This is a genomic window from Brucella tritici, assembly GCF_902825325.1.
Lineage (GTDB): Bacteria > Pseudomonadota > Alphaproteobacteria > Rhizobiales > Rhizobiaceae > Brucella.
The window spans coordinates 106,137-123,960 of record NZ_CADEAR010000004.1 but is presented as its reverse complement, the minus strand read 5'-3'; the positions used below and the strand labels follow the sequence as shown (position 1 = coordinate 123,960).

Genomic DNA, 17,824 nt, shown 5'->3' with positions numbered 1-17,824 from the left:
ATAAATATGCGCGAGCTATTCTTGCTTGCCGCCTGTCCCGGCATTGGCGCGGGCAACCACCACGTTGATGCCTTGCGCCTCCATGCGCTCGATATGCGCGAAAGGCGTAGCCTCATCCACGATGACGACATCGAAGTCGCTGAGCGCCCCGAAATTGTGTAAAGCGCGGCGCTCGAATTTTGTGTGATCGGCAAGAAGAATGCGCTTGGCGGCGCAGTCCAGCATGGCACGCTTGGTTTCCACCATTTCCGGTGATTGATGAAACAGGAGGTCGTCGGTGATCGCTGCAATCGAAATGAAGGCCACATCGGCGCGAAGACGACGAATTTCGTGGATCGTCATGCCGCCGACGAATGCGTTGCACCAGTTATAGAGCTGACCGCCAAGACCGAGCAGCGTCACATCCTTGATGTCGCGTACTTCGTTCATCAGAATCAGCGAGTTTGTAATGACGGTGAGCGGCCCCTTGCCCGGAAGATGCGGCACCATTTGCAGAACAGTGGTGGAATCATCGAAGAAAATGGCCTGTCCCGGCTCAACGAACTGCATTGCAGCTTCGGCGATCAGTTTCTTTTCTTCCGACTGGCGGGTAACGCGATAAAGATCGCTTGCCTCGATCAGGCTTGTGGGCGCAGCCGACACGATGCCGCGCGACTTGCGAAACAGGCCGCGGCTGACCAGTTCATCGACGTCGCGATGCGCTGTCATCAGGCTGATGCCGAACCGTTCGGTGAGGTCCTCGATACGCATCGAGCCTTCAGCCATTACAGTTTCCGCAATCTGCTGGCGCCGGACGAGCTGACGCGCATGCCGGCTGTCGTTCGGCACTTGCTCCGTCATAAGCTTGTCAATGCTTGCTTTGTTGCTCACTGCCATGCCTGTCACTTGTCCCCTTGCTTGCGCGTTCCAAAAGCTTCGGAATCGCCTGATAGGCTTTATATTGCGCGGTCTTCAGCCCCAAAATCCAGCGAGTGATTGCATGGGACTTTCTTGAGGAGAGGGACTTCTGGAAATGCGCATCCCGAAAGCGTTCTGCTGCCGGGATGCGCCTTTTCAAACCTTACTGTTCGAGAACGAACGGCGAGGTGTACTTGTCGACATTGTCCTTGGTGATCAGGATGCAGTCGAAGAGCTGCTTTTCATGATCCACACCGGTCTTGCCGGTCTTGATGAAGTTGTCGGCCTGCTTGACGGCAGCTTCCGAGAACACGGCAACCGGCTGCAGAACGGTGTACTGCAGTTCACCCGCCTTGATGGCTGCAACCGCATCCGGCGAACCGTCGAAACCACCGACCTTCACCTGATCCAGCTTGCCAGCCTTCTTCAGAGCAGCAATTGCGCCCAGAGCCATTTCGTCATTACCGGAGATAACGCCGATGATGTCCGGATTGGCCTGAAGCAGAGCCTGCATCTTGTCGTGACCCTGCGTACGGTCCCAGTTGGCGACGTCCTGACCGGCCTTCACCAGATCGGGATACTGCGACAGAACGGTTTCATAGCCGTTCGAGCGCGTTGCGGCGTTGTTGTCCGATGGCGAACCGAACAGCTCGACATACTTGCCCTTGTCGCCAACGCTTTCGACCCACTGGGTCGCACCGATAGCGGCGCCCTGTGCGTTGTTGGAAACGAGCTGTGCCTTGGCCAGGCCTTCCTGGTTGATTTCCGCATTGACGAGGAAAACCGGGATGTTGGCGGCGATTGCACGCTTGACCGCGCCGACCGAACCGTCCGCATTGGCCGGGTCGAGAATGATGGCAACCGACTTGTTGGTGATAGCCGTGTCGATCAGGTTGCTTTCGGTGTTGGTGTCGCCCTTGTGGCCACCGACAACAGCCTTGTAGCCGAGACCTTCAGCGGTCTTCTTGGCAATTTCACCTTCGGTGTACCAGTACGGATTGGACGGATCGTTGACGATGATCGTCATCAGTCCTTCGGCCCAGGCCGTGCTGGCGATGAGAGGCAACGCTGCCGCAGCGGCGAACAGAACGCGCATTCCCTTCTTGAACATGGTCTCACTCCCTTAACATTTTTCGTTTGCGTTATGCCGGTTCCCCGGCGGTACTCATTTCCATCAGGCCGTTTTCGAGATCTTGTGCCCTTTTGGAACTCTTTCGATACGCCCGGCTGTTTTCGCGGCTCCATCCGGAACGGTGGACAGAGCCGCTATCGATCATCGCCGGGAGTATTGAATGCTGTTGAGCAGAACCGCGAGCACGATCACCGCGCCGGTAAAGACGGTCTGCCAGTAGGAGGACACGCCGATAATCACGAGGCCGTCGGAAAGGAAACCGATCACGAAAGCGCCGAGAAGTGTGCCCTGTATAGTACCGCGCCCCCCAGTGAGCGCAGCGCCACCGATAACCACGGCAGCGATTGCCGTCAGTTCGTAAGTGGTGCCTGCTGTCGGACCAGCCGACGTAAGCTGCGAAGAAAGAACCAGACCTGCGATGGCAGCGCAAATGCCGGAAATGACATAGACCGACACCTTGACGCGCTTGACCGGAACGCCGGACAGTTCAGCCGCACGTTCGTTGCCGCCCGATGCATAGAGCCAGCGGCCAAATGCTGTGCGGTTGAGAACGATCGCGCAGATGATGGCGAGAACCGCCAGAACCAGAACGCCGATCGGCACGCCGAACAATTTGTTGAATCCAAGCCATTCAAAGCCCGTATTGCCAAGTTCCGGACGTCCGCCGAGATTGTTGTAGGTCAGGCCATTGGTCATCAGAAGCGCCACGCCGCGCGCGCAATAGAGAACGCCGAGCGTCGCAACGAAGGCCGGAACGCGCAGATATGCGATGAGCACACCGTTGACCGCGCCGACGAACGCGCCGAGCGCACAGGTGATGAGAACCACGGCCCAGACCGGGAAATAGAGAATGATGCCGAATTCCTGCAGCGTCACGCCCTGCATCAGAAAACCGGCGACCACACCGGCCAGCCCCAATGTGGAGCCAACGGAAAGATCGATGCCGCCATTGAGGATGACGAGCAGCATGCCGATGGCAAGCAGGCCGAAAATGGCCACGTGCGACGACATGATGAGGAAGTTGTCGACCGTGAAATAATAAGGCGAAAGGAACGAGAAAACTGCGATGATCGCGATCAGTGCAAAAAATGCACGACCTTCGAGCAGCAGATGCACGATGCCGGGTTTCCGCTTCGCGCCGTTCGGAGCCGCTGTTTCTTTGTTGGTGCTCGTGACTGACATTCTATCAGTGCTCCATAACTATTTTAGTGACCGACCATGGCTTCGCCCGAGGCGGCCATGATCTTCTCCTTGGACACGTCCGATCCGAATTCGGCAGAGATGCGTCCACGGTGCATGACGATGATACGATGAGCGATGCTAAGGCACTCGCCGACTTCCGAAGTCGTGTAGACGACAGCCAGACCCTGCTTCGCCTTTTCAGCTAGAAGCTTGAACACTTCCGCCTTCGCCCCGATGTCGATGCCGCGGCTTGGCTCATCAAGCAGAATGACTTCCGGCTCGGTTGCCAGCATCTTGCCGATCACGACCTTCTGCTGGTTACCACCGGAAAGCGAACCGATTGTCGCTTCGCCGCCATCCGTCTTGATGTGCACATTCTTGATCGACTGATCGACAATCTGCTTTTCACGCTTGCGCGATGTGAAAAGGCCCTTCGTCATTTCGGCGATGCTGGCGAGCGACAGGTTCTTGCCGACCGTCATCGTCTGGACGAGACCGTCGCGCTGGCGATCTTCCGGCACCAGCACAAGGCCCTTCTCGATACGCTGCGCGATGGTGAGGCCGGAAACATCCTGCCCTTTCAGGAGAACACGTCCACCGCTTGCCTTGAGACGACCGGCAACAGTTTCCAGAAGCTCCGTACGACCGGCACCCATGAGGCCATAAATGCAGACGATTTCACCAGCCCGGACCTGAAGCGACATGCGGTCGACCAGCGCGAAGCCCGCACCACCCGGATCGGGAACCGTCAGGTTCTCCACGGAGAGCGCAACATCGCCCCAGTCATAGCCGGTCGGCGGCGAGCCGAGATCGAAATTTTCGCCGACCATGTTGCGGACGATCCATTCCAGATCGATTTCCTCGCGCGGTGCATAGGCCGTCATGGTGCCGTCGCGCAGCACCACCGCATGATTGGTGATCTGCAGCGCTTCTTCCAGATGGTGCGAAATATAGACGATGGCGACACCACGCGCCGTCAGGTCGCGGATCACCTTGAACAGAACCTCGACTTCCGAGGCGCTGAGCGCCGATGTCGGCTCATCCATAATGAGAATACGTGAATTGACCGAAAGAGCACGGGCAATTTCAACGACCTGCTGCTGGCCAAGGCGAAGTTCCTCGACCGGCGTCAGTGGATCGATGTCTTCTTCCAATTCCTTCAGAAGATCACGCGTCAGGCGTTCTTCCTCGGCGAAATCGACGCCGGTCGCAGTACGGATTTCGCGTCCCATGAAGATGTTGTCGCGCACGTTCATGTTGGGCGCGAGGCTCAATTCCTGATGGATGATCGAGATGCCGAGATCGCGCGCTTCAGTAGACGAATTGAACGTCACCGGTTCGCCATCGAGAATGATCGTGCCGGAGGTCGGCTGGATGACGCCGGAAAGCACTTTCATCAGCGTCGATTTTCCGGCACCGTTTTCGCCGAAAAGCGTCGTGACCTGACCACGGCGAATTTCGAAATTCACGCCCTTCAAGGCATGAATGCGACCATAGGCTTTGGCGACGTTGTGCGCGGCAAGAACGACATCGCCGTTTTTGCCTTCGATTTTTGGAGCGGCGCTCATTTCACTTCCAGCCCCACAGGCGTGACGAGCCAGTTCTTCGGATTGACGACCTTGAAGACGCCAACCACCGTCACGGTCTTGCCGACGAGATTCTCGACATCGACGCCCGAAAGCACCTGCTTCTTCATCTCATTGTTCAAAGCCGAGCCGGCGTTCTGATATTCGATCTGGTTCTTGAACTGGCCGAACTGGATTTCGCCGGTCGCATCGCGCAGATCGGTGCCGTTGACGGCAGGGCCGGTCTGGACACGGATGGCGACGCCGTCCGGCAGGCCATCGACCTTCACGACGTTGTAGTTGGACTTGCGCTCTTCGACGACGCCCGTGAACTTGACCGGGATGACCGGATTAACATCGCCCACGCCATATTTCTTTCCGGCTGCGGCCTTGTCGGCGGCGAGAGCCGTTCCAACTTCCACAGCATCCACGGCGCGCTGCTCGACGCTGGCCTTCACCTTGGGGAATTCGGAAGCGCCATAGGCATCGGGAGAGAAAGCCTGCTGGCGCACATCGGAATCAGACCCGATCTTCACGACTTTCGTGTCGAAGGCAATCGCACCGACAACCACCACCACAGCGATCACGCTCCAGACGACGGCGCGGCTCAGCTTTGCGGGTTTTTGTGAAATTTGACTGGTTTGTGCACTCATTATCAAACGCCTTCAGCAATTCTGCCGTATTGTCGTTATGGAAACGGATGATGCGGCTGGATTTAAGCCGCCTGTAGACTATTCTCGATCATTGCCATCGGGCCTGCCGGATAGGCAGGAGCCTCCGCCAAAGCGGCGCAAGATGCGATGGACAAGATCATGATGGCCTCCACATGAATTCCAGGGCCCCGCTCCTCCGTGCAACCTGGAAACAGATGCACCGCAATCAGAGCCTATGATAGCGGTGTGTTATTAACTCCAATAATGATGTTATAAAGCTTGAAAGCTGTCAATCGGATGTTTTCGAAACACCGGTTAATTAGCACCATTCCATGCTGAATCCACATCACAATCCAGAGAAATCCACTACATATTCCGTTACAACGCGAATTATTCACACAGCAACTTTTCACGATAAAAGCATATGGAAACGTAAGAGGTATCCAAAAATATTATTATTTATTTCAGATAGTTAGCAATTTTCTGATAGAAAAATCTTTGCCAGAAAGAAAAGAAACGGGTCAAAATCCGCACATTGAATCACAGCGATTTCCCCTGCAATCACTGTTTGGTGAAAAAAAATTCTCACCATCGAAAATTTTACAGACAACGTGGTAGCGTTATGTTATCTCCAGCATACGCCATTGCCCGACTTCATTATAAACGGGGCTGGGAGCGACGTATTTTCAGTCGCGGGAGGAATCCAAATGTCAATGAAAGCACATATCCGCCATGCGTGAGAAAGGTGACATCATCATCGGGATCGACGCGGGTACTTCCGTGCTCAAGGCAGTCGCTTTCGATCTCAGCGGACGTCAGATCGAGTCTGCAGCCGTTCGCAACAAATACGATACCGGCGACCATGGCGCCGTCACACAATCGCTTTCCCAGACATGGCATGACTGCGCGCGCGCATTGCGCGACCTCGGCGCGAAGGTGCCGGGCCTAGCCGAACGCACTGCGGCAATCGCCGTTACCGGCCAGGGCGACGGAACCTGGCTTGTCGGTCGCGACAACCAGCCGGTTGGCGATGCCTGGCTATGGCTCGATGCCCGTGCGGCAACGACGGTCACGCGGCTTGCCGCTGGCCCCATGAACCGCGCGCGCTTTGAAGCGACCGGCACCGGGCTGAACACCTGCCAGCAGGGCTCCCAGATGGCGCATATGGATGCTATCGCGCCCGAGCTTCTGGATAATGCCGAAGTTGCGCTCCACTGTAAGGACTGGCTCTATCTCAATCTCACCGGCATTCGCGCCACCGACCCCTCGGAAGCAAGCTTCACCTTCGGCAATTTCCGCAATCGCCAGTATGACGATGTCGTCATCGACGCGCTCGGCCTGACGAAACGACGTGGATTGCTGCCGGAAATCATCGACGGCACCGAAGTGCAGCATCCGCTTTCCCCCGAAGCGGCAGCAGCAACGGGCTTGCGGGCAGGAACGCCGGTGAGCCTCGCCTATGTCGATATGGCGATGACCGCACTCGGCGCAGGCGTTCGCGGTGGAACGGCAGGAGCCGGATGCTCGACCATCGGTTCCACAGGCGTGCACATGCGTGCCAAGCCGATTGCCGACATCCACCTGAACAAGGAAGGCACCGGCTACGTCATCGCCCTGCCCATTCCCGGTATCGTCACGCAGGTGCAGACCAATATGGGCGCGACGATCAATATTGACTGGATATTGCAGGTCGCTGCCGATCTCATGTCGACGCCGGACAAGCCTATTTCGCTCGGTGACCTTATTCCCCGCCTTGATGATTGGTTCAATGCCAGCCGTCCGGGGGCGATCCTCTATCATCCGTATATTTCGGAAGCGGGCGAACGCGGCCCCTTCGTCAATGCCTATGCCCGGGCCGGTTTCGTCGGCCTTTCCAGCCGCGACCGTTTCCCCGAAATGGTGCGGTCTGTCGTTGAAGGCCTCGGCATGGCAACGCGCGACTGCTACGCAGCCATGGGTGAAATGCCTGCCGAATTGCGCATCACCGGCGGCGCGGCGCGCTCGAAGGCTCTGCGCAGCACCCTTGCCGCAGCCGTGAATGCGCCAGTGCGTGTTTCCTCGCGCGAAGAGGCGGGAGCCGCAGGTGCTGCCATGATGGCTGCGGTGGCCATCGGCGCCTATCCCAGCATGGATGCATGTATTGCGGAATGGGTCGAGCCGCTGCTTGGCCCGTGCGAGGCCCCGGACGGTCCGCGCGCAAAGCACTATGAGGAACTATTCGTTGCCTATCAGGAAGCTCGGCTGGCACTGACGCCGGTATGGGGCAAGTTGGCACGCATATAGACTATGGGATGCAATTGCATCCGAAGGAGCATGAAATGGCTGAACCGGAAACCTGCGATCTGTTTGTCATCGGCGGTGGTATCAACGGCGCGGGCGTAGCCCGTGACGCCGCCGGGCGCGGCCTCAAGGTTGTGCTGGCGGAAAAGGACGATCTGGCGCAGGGAACATCATCGCGCTCCGGCAAGCTGGTGCATGGTGGCCTGCGTTATCTCGAATATTATGAGTTCCGCCTCGTGCGCGAAGCGCTGATCGAGCGCGAAGTGCTTTTGAACGCCGCTCCCCATATCATCTGGCCGATGCGTTTCGTTCTGCCGCACAGCCCGCAGGACCGTCCAGCCTGGCTGGTGCGGCTCGGCCTGTTTCTCTATGACCACCTCGGCGGTCGCAAGAAGCTTCCCGGCACACGCACGCTCGACCTGCGGCGCGATCCGGAAGGTACGCCGATCGTCGACCAATATACCAAAGGCTTCGAATATTCCGACTGCTGGGTCGATGATGCCCGTCTCGTTGCACTAAATGCGGTTGGCGCTGCTGAAAAAGGCGCGACCATTCTTACCCGCACGCCTGTCGTCTCCGCACGCCGCGAAAAAGGCGGCTGGATTGTGGAAACAAAAAACCGCGACACCGGCGAAACCCGCACATTCCGCGCGCGCTGCATCGTCAACTGCGCCGGACCATGGGTTACGGATGTCATCCACAATGTCGCTGGCTCCAACTCGTCGCGCAATGTGCGTCTCGTCAAGGGCAGCCACATCATCGTTCCGAAATTCTGGTCGGGCGCAAATGCCTATCTCGTCCAGAACCACGACAAGCGCGTTATCTTCATCAATCCTTATGAGGGCGACAAGGCGCTGATTGGCACCACCGACATCGCCTATGAAGGCCGTGCCGAAGACGTTGCAGCGGATGAGAAGGAAATCGAATATCTGCTGACTGCGGTGAACCGCTATTTCAAGGAAAAGCTCAGGCGCGAAGACGTGCTGCATTCCTTCTCCGGTGTTCGCCCGCTGTTCGACGACGGCAAGGGCAACCCTTCCGCCGTCACCCGCGATTATGTCTTCGACCTCGACGAAACCAACGACGCGCCGCTGCTCAACGTCTTTGGCGGCAAGATCACCACGTTCCGCGAGCTGGCGGAGCGCGGCATGCATCGCCTCAAGCACATCTTCCCGAAAATGGGCGGCGACTGGACGCATGGCGCACCGCTTCCGGGCGGCGAAATCGCCAATGCCGATTATGAAACCTTCGCCAATAGCTTGCGCGACACCTATCCGTGGATGCCGCGCACACTCGTCCATCATTATGGCCGCCTCTACGGTGCGCGCACGAAAGAAGTGGTTGCAGGCGCGCAAAACCTCGAAGGTCTCGGTCGCCATTTCGGCAGCAGCTTCTATGAGGCGGAAGTGCGCTATCTGGTAGCGAATGAATGGGCGAAGACGGCAGAGGACATTCTCTATCGCCGTACCAAGCATTACCTGCACCTGACCGAAGCCGAACGTACCGCATTCATCGCATGGTTCGACAACGCAAATTTTACTGCCTGAGGAAGCCATGGCTCTGACGCTTTCGCTGAACACCAATCCACTGGTCAACCGCTTTGCAGAGCCGGACGACCTGATCGAAACCGTGGCGCGCGACCTGCGCCTGCGTGACCTCCAACTCACCCACGAGTTCATCAATCCAAGCTGGCAGGCTTCGACCATTCGCCGCCTGACGCGCGACATGGACAAGGCACTGCAGCGCACCGGCGTTCGTGTCACCTCCGGCATGACCGGCCCCTATGGCCGTCTCAATCACTTCGGCCATCCGGACGCAGAAGTGCGCCGCTATTATATCGACTGGTTCAAGACCTTTGCCGACATTATCGGCGATCTTGGCGGCAAGTCGGTCGGCACGCAGTTTGCGATCTTCACCTACAAGGATTTCGATGACGCTTCGCGCCGCGAAGAGCTTATCAAGATTGCGATCGATTGCTGGGCGGAAGTCGCCGAACATGCGAGCAGTGCCGGTCTCGACTATGTCTTCTGGGAGCCGATGAGCATCGGGCGTGAATTTGGCGAGACGATTGCCGAATGCATGAAGCTTCAGGACCGCCTCACCGCTGCCGACATGGCAATTCCGATGTGGATGATGGCTGATATCGACCATGGCGATGTGACTTCCGCCAATCCGGACGATTTCGATCCCTACGCCTGGGCACGCGCCGTGCCGAAAGTCTCACCGATCATTCACATCAAGCAGAGCCTGATGGACAAGGGCGGACATCGTCCGTTCACCGCCGCGTTCAATGCCAAGGGACGCATCCAGCCAGAACCACTTCTGAAAGCCTTTGCCGAAGGCGGTGCGGTGGACAATGAAATCTGCCTTGAGCTGTCGTTCAAGGAACGCGAGCCGAACGACCGTGAAGTCATTCCGCAGATTGCGGAAAGTGTGGCTTTCTGGGCTCCGCACATTGACACCGGCGCTAAGGACTTGAAGATATAGACAATTTAAGGAACCGGACCGCTTTCAATGGCAGATGCTGACGATTCACTGGCGCTGCGCGCTGCATGGCTTCACTTCGTGGCGGGCATGACCCAGTCAGCCGTTGCGAAGCGCCTTGGTCTGCCGTCCGTGAAAGCGCATCGCCTTATTGCCAAAGCCGTCGCGGACGGTGCGGTGAAGGTCAGTATCGACGGTGACATAACCGAATGTATCGACCTCGAAAACCGCCTCGCCGATATGTACGGCCTCGATTATTGCGAAGTTGCCCCTGACATTGGCGAGGAGGGCCTGCCGCTCATGGCGCTTGGTCATGCGGGTGCGGATTTTCTGCGGCGCGAGATCGAGCATGGCGACCATGAAGTCATCGGCATCGGCCATGGCCGCACGCTTTCGGCCGCAGTCAACTATATGCCCCGCGTGGTAGCCAACGACCTGCGTTTCGTGTCGCTGCTCGGCGGCCTGACACGCAATTTTGCCGCCAACCCGCATGATGTGATGCACCGCATCGCCGAAAAGACAGGTATGCCCGCTTATGTGATGCCGGTGCCCTTCTTCGCCAACACGGCAGAAGACCGCGAAGTGCTGCTCGCACAACGCGGTGTCACCACCGTTTTCGACATGGGTTGCCAAGCTGAACTGAAGATCGTCGGCATCGGCACAGTCGATGCGCAGGCGCAGCTTGTCACATCCGGCATGATAGAACTGGCTGAAGTCGAAGAGATCGCCAGCCTCGGCGGTGTTGGCGAAATGCTCGGCCATTTCTTTGACGCCAATGGCCAGCGCCTCGAAACAGCGCTGACCGCCCGCACCATCGCTGCATCGGTCGAAAACGCGGATATGAGCCGAATTGTGGGCCTTGCCGGTGGAATTTCCAAGGTGGAAGCCATCCGCGCCGTGCTGAAAAGCGGTCGTCTTTACGGCCTCATCACCGATGAGCGCACGGCAAAAGCGCTCGTTGAACAGCCGAACGGAAAATAACATAATAACATTTTTATAATAGATTTTTTTGTGATTTTGTGATCTAACTTCACGCGATAAATGTTCCGCCAATGAGATCGGACGAGAGCGTGAAGCGCGACGACAGAAGACAGGCGATAATAAACCTTCTGATCGAAAATCAGGCCGTCGATCTCGACGATCTGGCGGATCGGTTTGCCGTTTCCAAAATGACGATCCATCGCGATCTGGATTCGCTGGAACATACCGGCGTGCTGCGCAAGGTACGCGGCGGAGCGACGATCGATACCGGTACACAATTTGAAAGCGATTTCCGCTTCCGCGAACGGCAGGACGGCGAAGCGAAGCAGAAGATGGCCCGTACCGCGCTCCAACTTGTCGAGCCGGGTATGACGGTGATGATCAACGACGGCTCCATGGCCGCAGTTCTCGGCGGTTTGCTTCTGGAAAAACGCCCGCTGACGGTCATCACCAACAACGCCGTCATCATTGATGAGCTGAAGGGTGAAAGCGGAATCAATCTCATCGCGCTCGGTGGAACCTATTCAGCCAAGTTCAATGCGTTTTTCGGCATTCTGACAGAAAGCGCCCTGTCACATCTGAGTGCCGATATCGCCTTCATTTCCTCGCCTGCAGTCAATGGCAAGCTCGTCTATCACATGGATGAGAATGTGGTGCGTACAAAGCGCGCCATGACGGCGTCCGCCGCCCGCACCTGTCTTCTGGTCAATCACCAGCGGTTCGGACGCCCCGCACTGCATGTCATGGCTGATCTTTCCGATTTCGACGCGATCATAACCGATGCCTCCCCCGACGCGACTGTACTGGCCGATCTCGAACAGGCTGGCATTGCACTGACCATCGCTGACGACTGCGCATAAACCTAAAGGACGAAAATTGAGCATGACCAAATTCTGGATTGGCACGAGCTGGAAGATGAACAAGACGCTGGCTGAAGCCCGCGTTTTCGCCGAAGCGCTGAAAACTGCCGATGCGAGCCGGTCGTCGGACATCCAGCGCTTCGTCATACCGCCCTTTACCGCCGTGCGCGAAGTGAAGGAAATTCTCTCCGGCACATCCGTCAAGGTGGGCGCGCAGAACATGCATTGGGCCGATCAGGGTGCATGGACCGGCGAGATTTCGCCGCTGATGCTCAAGGATTGTAATCTCGATATTGTCGAACTCGGCCACTCGGAGCGCCGCGAACATTTCGGCGAAACCAACGAAACTATTGGCCTGAAAGTGGAAGCCGCCGTGCGTTACGGTCTGATCCCGCTCATCTGCATCGGTGAGACACTGGAAGACCGTGAAAGCGGACGCGCGGCGCAAGTGCTTGAAGAAGAAGTACGCGGTGCGCTTTCCAAGCTCTCCGATGCGCAGAAGCAGGCCGAAATCCTGTTTGCCTATGAACCGGTCTGGGCCATCGGCGAAAATGGCATCCCGGCATCGGCGGACTATGCAGATGCGCGACAGGCGGAAATCATTGCGGTTGCAGAAAGCGTGCTTGGTCGCCGCTTGCCTTGCCTTTATGGCGGCTCGGTCAATCCGGGCAATTGCGAAGAGCTGATCGCCTGCCCGCATATCGACGGTCTTTTCATCGGTCGCTCGGCATGGAACGTCGAAGGCTATCTCGACATTCTGGCCAAATGCGCCAACAAAATTGCATCCAAATAAGGAGTAACGTCATGAAAGTAGCAGTAGCAGGCGACAGCGCCGGCGAAGGTCTGGCCAAGGTTCTCGCTGATCATCTCAAGGATCGCTTCGAGGTTTCGGAAATCTCACGCACGGACGCTGGCGCAGATGCATTCTACGCCAACCTCTCCGACCGCGTGGCTTCCGCGGTGCTCGATGGCACCTATGATCGCGCCATCCTCGTTTGCGGCACCGGCATCGGTGTATGCATCGCGGCCAACAAAGTTCCCGGCATCCGCGCCGCGTTGACGCACGATACCTATTCGGCAGAGCGCGCAGCGCTTTCCAACAATGCCCAGATCATCACCATGGGCGCCCGCGTCATCGGCTCGGAAGTGGCCAAGACCATTGCCGACGCCTTCCTCGCTGAGACCTTTGACGAAAATGGCCGTTCGGCTGGCAATGTCAACGCGATCAACGAAGTCGACGCAAAATACAACGCACGTTGATCTTCAACGCATGAAACAAAAAAGCGGAGGGTTTCCCCTCCGCTTTTCTTTTGCCGTATCGACAGAATTTAGCTGAACTTCGGATCCAGCGAACCATCGCGATAGCGCTTTGCCATTTCGGAAAGCGGGATCGGACGGATCGAGGCAGCATGACCGGCAGTGCCGAACTGCTCGAAGCGCTCCTTGCAGAGCTTGGTCATCGCGGCCATCGCAGGCTTCAGGTATTTGCGCGGATCGAACTCGCTCGGATCTTCCTGCAGGACGCGGCGGATCTGGCCGGTCAGCGCCATGCGGTTGTCCGTGTCGATGTTGATCTTGCGCACGCCATGCTTGATGCCACGCTGGATTTCCTCAACCGGAACGCCCCAGGTCGGCTTCATCTTGCCGCCATACTTGTTGATGATTTCCTGCAGCTCTTCCGGCACAGAAGACGAACCATGCATGACAAGATGCGTGTTCGGCAGCTTGCGATGGATTTCCTCGATCACATTCATGGCGAGGACGGAACCGTCCGGCTTGCGGCTGAACTTGTAGGCGCCATGCGACGTGCCCATGGCGATTGCCAGTGCATCGACCTTGGTTTCGCGCACGAATTTCACAGCTTCATCCGGATCGGTCAGAAGCTGGTCGTGCGACAGTACGCCTTCCGCGCCGTGGCCGTCTTCTGCATCGCCCATGCCGGTTTCGAGCGAACCCAGAACGCCGAGTTCCCCTTCCACCGAGATGCCGCCAAGATGCGACATCTCGCTGACCTGACGCGTGACGGAAACATTGTAGTCCCAGTCGGCAGGCGTCTTGCCGTCAGCCTTGAGCGAGCCGTCCATCATGACGGAGGTGAAGCCCGCCTGGATGGCGGTCATGCAGGTGGCGGCTTCGTTGCCATGGTCGAGATGCACGCAGACCGGAATATGCGGATAGATTTCCGTTACCGCATCCATCATGTGACGGAGCATGATGTCGTTTGCATAGGAACGCGCACCGCGCGAAGCCTGCAGGATCACCGGCGCATCGGCGGCATCCGCCGCTTCCATGATGGCAAGCGCCTGTTCCATGTTATTGATGTTGAATGCCGGGACGCCGTAACCCTGTTCAGCGGCGTGATCGAGCAATTGCCGCAGCGTAATGCGCGCCATTTCTAGCCTCCTAGAGCGCATCCCGAAAAGTGTGAAACGGTTTTCGGAACAAGATGCGCGTAAAAACAAATGGATGGAGCATTTCCAATGCTCCAGACGATGTCAGATCAGGTTATTTCGCGAAATATTCGCCGAGGATATCCACCTCTTCGGCCACGCCGAACACCAGCGCACTGCGCTCGTGATAGGTTTGCGGGACAATATCGAGAATGGATCTCGAACCGTCGGTCGCCTTGCCACCCGCCTCACGGGCGAGGAAAGCAATGGGATTGGCTTCGTAGACGAGCCGCAAGCGGCCCTTCTCATAGCCGGGGCGGCTGTCATTCACATAGAAGAACAGGCCGCCGCGCTGCATGATGCGGTGCATGTCGCCCACCGCAGCACCGAGCCAGCGCATGTTGAAGTTACGCCCGCGCGGACCATCCTTGCCAAGGAATGCATCGTTGACATAGGCTTGCATGCCAGCGGACAAATGCCGCTGGACGGATGCGTTGAACGCCAGATCGGACGTGTGTTCCGGCAGCGTCACATTGCGGCGCGTGATATGGAAAATCCCGCTTGCCGGATCGAATGTCGCGAAAATCACGCCCTCGCCGACCGAAAAGCCGAGATCGACCGAATTGCCGTAGGAAACATAACCGGCTGCAATCTGGCGGTTGCCGGGCTGCAAAAACGGCTCCGCCGTATCTGCCGGGAAAATCGAGAAAATCGTGCCAAGCGGGGCACCTAGGCCCACATTGCCCGAGCCATCGAGCGGATCGATGGCGACAGCGATCAGCCCATCGGCCTTGCCTGCTACGGGAAGATCCGCTTCCTCCGAAAGAATGGAGGCCGCACCTCCCGCGATCAGCAGCTCAACGAACAGATTGTGCGAACCGACATCGATGCACTTCTGCTGGTCCTGATCGCTATTGACGCCGACAAGCTTGCCCGGATCGCCAGGAAGCGAACCGCGTGCGATGCGACCGGCAAGCCGCGCTGCGCCAGCCAGAATAGCCTTGATTGCATCGGCGGTCGCAAGGCGCAGCGCGTCCTTGCCAGCCCAGTTGTCGAGATAAGCGCCGACAGCTTCGGCTTCCACGCGATCGCTATCGCCAACAAGAACCAGCGGAGAAAAATTGCCAGCCACCGTCATTTGCCCTGCTCCAGCAAGAATTTGGCGCGGGCGATAATCGCCTCGGCCGTGATGCCGAATTTTTCATAGAGCACCTCGGCAGGTGCCGAAGCGCCGAAGCCATCCATGCCGATCACATCGTCTTCGCTGTCGACATAACGCGTCCAGCCGAACTTGCCTGCGGCCTCGACGGCGATGCGCGGCGCATCGCCCAGAACGCCCTTGCGGTATTCCTTGCTCTGCTTTTCGAACAGATCCCAGCTCGGCATGGAGACGACCGCTGTTGCGATGCCTTCTTCAGCAAGCTTTTCGGCAGCCTTCACAGCGAGCGACACTTCCGTGCCCGTGGCAAGCAATGTGATCTGGCGTTCGCCTTTTGCTTCACGCAGTACATAGGCGCCACGCGCGGAGAGGTTCTCGCCATTGTCGGTGCGCAACTGCGGCACGTTCTGGCGCGAAAGGGCCAGCACCGAAGGCGTATGCGGATCGGAAACCGCCACAGCCCAGCATTCCAGCGTCTCAATCGTGTCTGCCGGGCGGAAGACGTGAAGGTTCGGCATGGCGCGCAAGCTGGCCAGATGTTCGACCGGCTGGTGCGTCGGACCGTCTTCGCCGAGACCGATGGAGTCATGCGTCAGCACATGGATGACACGCACACCCATCAGCGCCGAAAGGCGGATGGCGTTGCGGGCGTAATCGGAGAACACCATGAAGGTGCCGCCGTAAGGGATGAAGCCGCCATGGACCGCGATACCGTTCATGGCTGCGCCCATCGCAAATTCACGCACGCCGTAGCTGACATAGCGACCGCTGTTTTCCGGCGTGAAATCGCTGTCGACGGCAGGAACGCGGGTGAGGTTCGAATGGGTAAGGTCAGCCGAGCCGCCGATCATTTCCGGCAGGGCTGCCGTCAGGCTTTCAAGCGCGATCTGGCTTGCCTTGCGGGTCGCAACATTCTGCGGCTTGTCGAGGAGACGTTGCTTGGCATCGCCGACGACCGCTGCAAAGCCTTCCGGCAGAACGCCAGCAATACGACGGTCGAATTCGGCGCGTTCGGTTGCAGGCAGCGCATCGACGCGCTTTTGCCACGCTTCACGCTCCAAAACGCCACGCGCACCGGCTTCACGCCAGGCATTGAGCAAGGGGCCGGGAATTTCGAAAGCTTCCGCCGTCCAGCCGAGCGCTGCCTTGGTGGCGGCATTTTCAGCGGCACCCAGCGGCGCGCCATGCACGCCGCTCGTACCGGCGCGATTTGGCGAACCATAGCCGATGACAGTCTTGAGCGCGATCAGCGTCGGGCGGTCGGCTTGAGCCTTGGCGCGCGTCAGCGCCGCATCGATGGCATGATGATCGTGACCGTCGACCTTCTCAACATTCCAGCCACAAGCTTTGAACTTGGCTGGAATATCGTCGGTGAAGGCAATTTCCGTGCTGCCGTCGATGGTGATGCCGTTATCATCATAGAGCAGGATCAGCTTGCCGAGGCGAAGGTGACCGGCAAGCGAGATCGCTTCCTGTCCCACGCCTTCCATGAGGCAGCCGTCGCCGCAGAACACATAAGTGCGGTGATCGACAATATCCTTGCCGAACTGGCCGGCGAGCGCGCGTTCGGCGATTGCCATGCCGACCGAGCTGGCGAGACCCTGACCGAGCGGGCCGGTGGTCAGCTCAACGCCTTCTGTATGACCATATTCCGGATGACCGGCGGTCTTCGAACCCCACTGGCGGAAGTTCTTCAGCTCATCGATGGACACGTCCTTGTAGCCCGCCAGATAGAGCGCACTGTAAAGCAGCATCGAGCCATGGCCGTTGGAGAGCACGAAACGGTCACGGTCCGCCCAGTTCGGCGTCGACGCATCGAATTTCAGGTGCTTCGAGAACAAAACGGCTGCGGCGTCAGCCATGCCGAGCGGCATTCCCGGATGGCCGGAATTGGCAGCATCGACGGCATCGATCGAGAGAGCGCGAATGCAGTTGGCGAGTTGCAGCATATCTGATACGGGCGGGGCGAAATTCATCGGCGGCAACCTCCTTGCCAAAAGCAAAGCCTTGAGCATGTCCGGCAAACGAAACCCGGTTCGGTGCCGATATGCGTAAAACAACTAAGCCAGAGCGCATTGCGCTCGTGCTGCCTGAGATTTCGCAGTCCTTTTAAGGCCAGCCTCTCAGGCACCAATTGCGGTAACACCGTTTCAAAAGCATAACAATATGGCCATAACATTATAACGATTTAAATGTGATATTGAGTGTGATTTTTCTTTCCACACCCTTGTTTTTGGCCGT

Annotated in this window: 15 protein-coding genes and 1 pseudogene; 8 read left to right on the top strand and 8 right to left on the bottom strand. The window is 58.0% G+C overall.

Annotation, left to right across the window (positions count from 1 at the left end):
• Nucleotides 1-15: 15 nt before the first annotated feature.
• The 5 genes from HWX93_RS07225 to HWX93_RS07205 form a co-directional block, all read right to left on the bottom strand.
• Nucleotides 16-876 (bottom strand): DeoR/GlpR family DNA-binding transcription regulator, encoded by an 861-nt coding sequence (locus HWX93_RS07225; protein ID WP_109986733.1) that lies wholly within the window; start codon nt 874-876, stop codon nt 16-18.
• Between the two features lie 184 nt (nt 877-1,060).
• Nucleotides 1,061-2,008: a D-ribose ABC transporter substrate-binding protein gene (locus HWX93_RS07220; RefSeq protein WP_061346699.1), complete on the bottom strand. Its 948-nt coding sequence runs from the start codon at nt 2,006-2,008 to the stop codon at nt 1,061-1,063.
• Between the two features lie 162 nt (nt 2,009-2,170).
• Nucleotides 2,171-3,211, bottom strand: coding sequence for an ABC transporter permease (locus HWX93_RS07215; protein ID WP_061346700.1), 1,041 nt, complete (start codon nt 3,209-3,211; stop codon nt 2,171-2,173).
• Between the two features lie 23 nt (nt 3,212-3,234).
• The gene (locus tag HWX93_RS07210; RefSeq protein WP_109986732.1) at nt 3,235-4,779 is read right to left on the bottom strand and encodes a sugar ABC transporter ATP-binding protein; all 1,545 of its coding nucleotides are present in this window, start codon (nt 4,777-4,779) and stop codon (nt 3,235-3,237) included.
• Entirely contained in the window at nt 4,776-5,429 is a 654-nt protein-coding gene (locus tag HWX93_RS07205) for a DUF2291 family protein (RefSeq protein WP_176036977.1), read from the bottom strand. Before HWX93_RS07205 ends, HWX93_RS07210 begins: the two co-directional genes overlap by 4 nt.
• Between HWX93_RS07205 and HWX93_RS07200 the strand changes: the two are divergent.
• From HWX93_RS07200 to HWX93_RS07165, 8 genes and pseudogenes are all read left to right on the top strand, one after another.
• A pseudogene (locus HWX93_RS07200) lies at nt 5,409-5,502 on the top strand (ATP-binding protein); the annotation flags it as partial. The gene HWX93_RS07205 and the pseudogene HWX93_RS07200 overlap by 21 nt on opposite strands.
• A gap of 659 nt (nt 5,503-6,161) precedes the next feature.
• A complete protein-coding gene (locus tag HWX93_RS07195) occupies nt 6,162-7,712 on the top strand; it encodes an FGGY-family carbohydrate kinase (RefSeq protein ID WP_176036976.1) in 1,551 nt (516 codons plus the stop codon).
• Between the two features lie 35 nt (nt 7,713-7,747).
• The gene (locus tag HWX93_RS07190; RefSeq protein ID WP_109986729.1) at nt 7,748-9,256 is read left to right on the top strand and encodes a glycerol-3-phosphate dehydrogenase; all 1,509 of its coding nucleotides are present in this window, start codon (nt 7,748-7,750) and stop codon (nt 9,254-9,256) included.
• A 7-nt stretch (nt 9,257-9,263) separates the two neighbouring features.
• Nucleotides 9,264-10,196, top strand: coding sequence for a sugar phosphate isomerase/epimerase family protein (locus tag HWX93_RS07185; RefSeq protein ID WP_109986728.1), 933 nt, complete (start codon nt 9,264-9,266; stop codon nt 10,194-10,196).
• Between the two features lie 27 nt (nt 10,197-10,223).
• Nucleotides 10,224-11,174 carry a sugar-binding transcriptional regulator gene (locus HWX93_RS07180; protein WP_109986727.1) on the top strand — a complete coding sequence of 317 codons (951 nt, stop codon included), beginning with the start codon at nt 10,224-10,226 and terminating at the stop codon, nt 11,172-11,174.
• 89 nt (nt 11,175-11,263) lie between these two features.
• On the top strand, nt 11,264-12,034 hold the full coding sequence (locus HWX93_RS07175) for a DeoR/GlpR family DNA-binding transcription regulator (protein WP_109986726.1): 771 nt from the start codon (nt 11,264-11,266) through the stop codon (nt 12,032-12,034).
• A 22-nt stretch (nt 12,035-12,056) separates the two neighbouring features.
• Nucleotides 12,057-12,827 (top strand): triose-phosphate isomerase, encoded by a 771-nt coding sequence (locus tag HWX93_RS07170; RefSeq protein ID WP_109986725.1) that lies wholly within the window; start codon nt 12,057-12,059, stop codon nt 12,825-12,827.
• Between the two features lie 11 nt (nt 12,828-12,838).
• On the top strand, nt 12,839-13,294 hold the full coding sequence (locus tag HWX93_RS07165) for an RpiB/LacA/LacB family sugar-phosphate isomerase (protein WP_109986724.1): 456 nt from the start codon (nt 12,839-12,841) through the stop codon (nt 13,292-13,294).
• A gap of 68 nt (nt 13,295-13,362) precedes the next feature.
• Here the strand turns inward: HWX93_RS07165 and fba are convergent, their stop codons facing one another.
• The 3 genes from fba to tkt all read right to left on the bottom strand — a co-directional run bounded on the left by fba (nt 13,363) and on the right by tkt (nt 17,559).
• Complete coding sequence (gene fba / locus HWX93_RS07160) at nt 13,363-14,427, bottom strand: class II fructose-bisphosphate aldolase (RefSeq protein ID WP_109986723.1); 1,065 nt, start codon at nt 14,425-14,427, stop codon at nt 13,363-13,365.
• Between the two features lie 112 nt (nt 14,428-14,539).
• Nucleotides 14,540-15,562 (bottom strand): class 1 fructose-bisphosphatase, encoded by a 1,023-nt coding sequence (locus tag HWX93_RS07155; RefSeq protein ID WP_176036975.1) that lies wholly within the window; start codon nt 15,560-15,562, stop codon nt 14,540-14,542.
• Entirely contained in the window at nt 15,559-17,559 is a 2,001-nt protein-coding gene (tkt, locus tag HWX93_RS07150; RefSeq protein WP_176036974.1) for a transketolase, read from the bottom strand. Before tkt ends, HWX93_RS07155 begins: the two co-directional genes overlap by 4 nt.
• Between the last annotated feature and the right edge of the window lie 265 nt (nt 17,560-17,824).

Bases quoted from the DNA above. Each gene is read 5' to 3' on its own strand.
- HWX93_RS07190 (WP_109986729.1), top strand. From the start codon at position 7,748: ATGGCTGAACCGGAAACCTGCGATCTGTTTGTCATCGGCGGTGGTATC.
- tkt (WP_176036974.1), bottom strand. From the start codon at position 17,559: ATGAATTTCGCCCCGCCCGTATCAGATATGCTGCAACTCGCCAACTGC.
- HWX93_RS07165 (WP_109986724.1), top strand. From the start codon at position 12,839: ATGAAAGTAGCAGTAGCAGGCGACAGCGCCGGCGAAGGTCTGGCCAAG.
- HWX93_RS07195 (WP_176036976.1), top strand. From the start codon at position 6,162: ATGCGTGAGAAAGGTGACATCATCATCGGGATCGACGCGGGTACTTCC.
- fba (WP_109986723.1), bottom strand. From the start codon at position 14,427: ATGGCGCGCATTACGCTGCGGCAATTGCTCGATCACGCCGCTGAACAG.
- HWX93_RS07210 (WP_109986732.1), bottom strand. From the start codon at position 4,779: ATGAGCGCCGCTCCAAAAATCGAAGGCAAAAACGGCGATGTCGTTCTT.
- HWX93_RS07185 (WP_109986728.1), top strand. From the start codon at position 9,264: ATGGCTCTGACGCTTTCGCTGAACACCAATCCACTGGTCAACCGCTTT.
- HWX93_RS07205 (WP_176036977.1), bottom strand. From the start codon at position 5,429: ATGAGTGCACAAACCAGTCAAATTTCACAAAAACCCGCAAAGCTGAGC.
- HWX93_RS07215 (WP_061346700.1), bottom strand. From the start codon at position 3,211: ATGTCAGTCACGAGCACCAACAAAGAAACAGCGGCTCCGAACGGCGCG.
- HWX93_RS07220 (WP_061346699.1), bottom strand. From the start codon at position 2,008: ATGTTCAAGAAGGGAATGCGCGTTCTGTTCGCCGCTGCGGCAGCGTTG.
- HWX93_RS07155 (WP_176036975.1), bottom strand. From the start codon at position 15,562: ATGACGGTGGCTGGCAATTTTTCTCCGCTGGTTCTTGTTGGCGATAGC.
- HWX93_RS07180 (WP_109986727.1), top strand. From the start codon at position 10,224: ATGGCAGATGCTGACGATTCACTGGCGCTGCGCGCTGCATGGCTTCAC.
- HWX93_RS07225 (WP_109986733.1), bottom strand. From the start codon at position 876: ATGGCAGTGAGCAACAAAGCAAGCATTGACAAGCTTATGACGGAGCAA.
- HWX93_RS07170 (WP_109986725.1), top strand. From the start codon at position 12,057: ATGACCAAATTCTGGATTGGCACGAGCTGGAAGATGAACAAGACGCTG.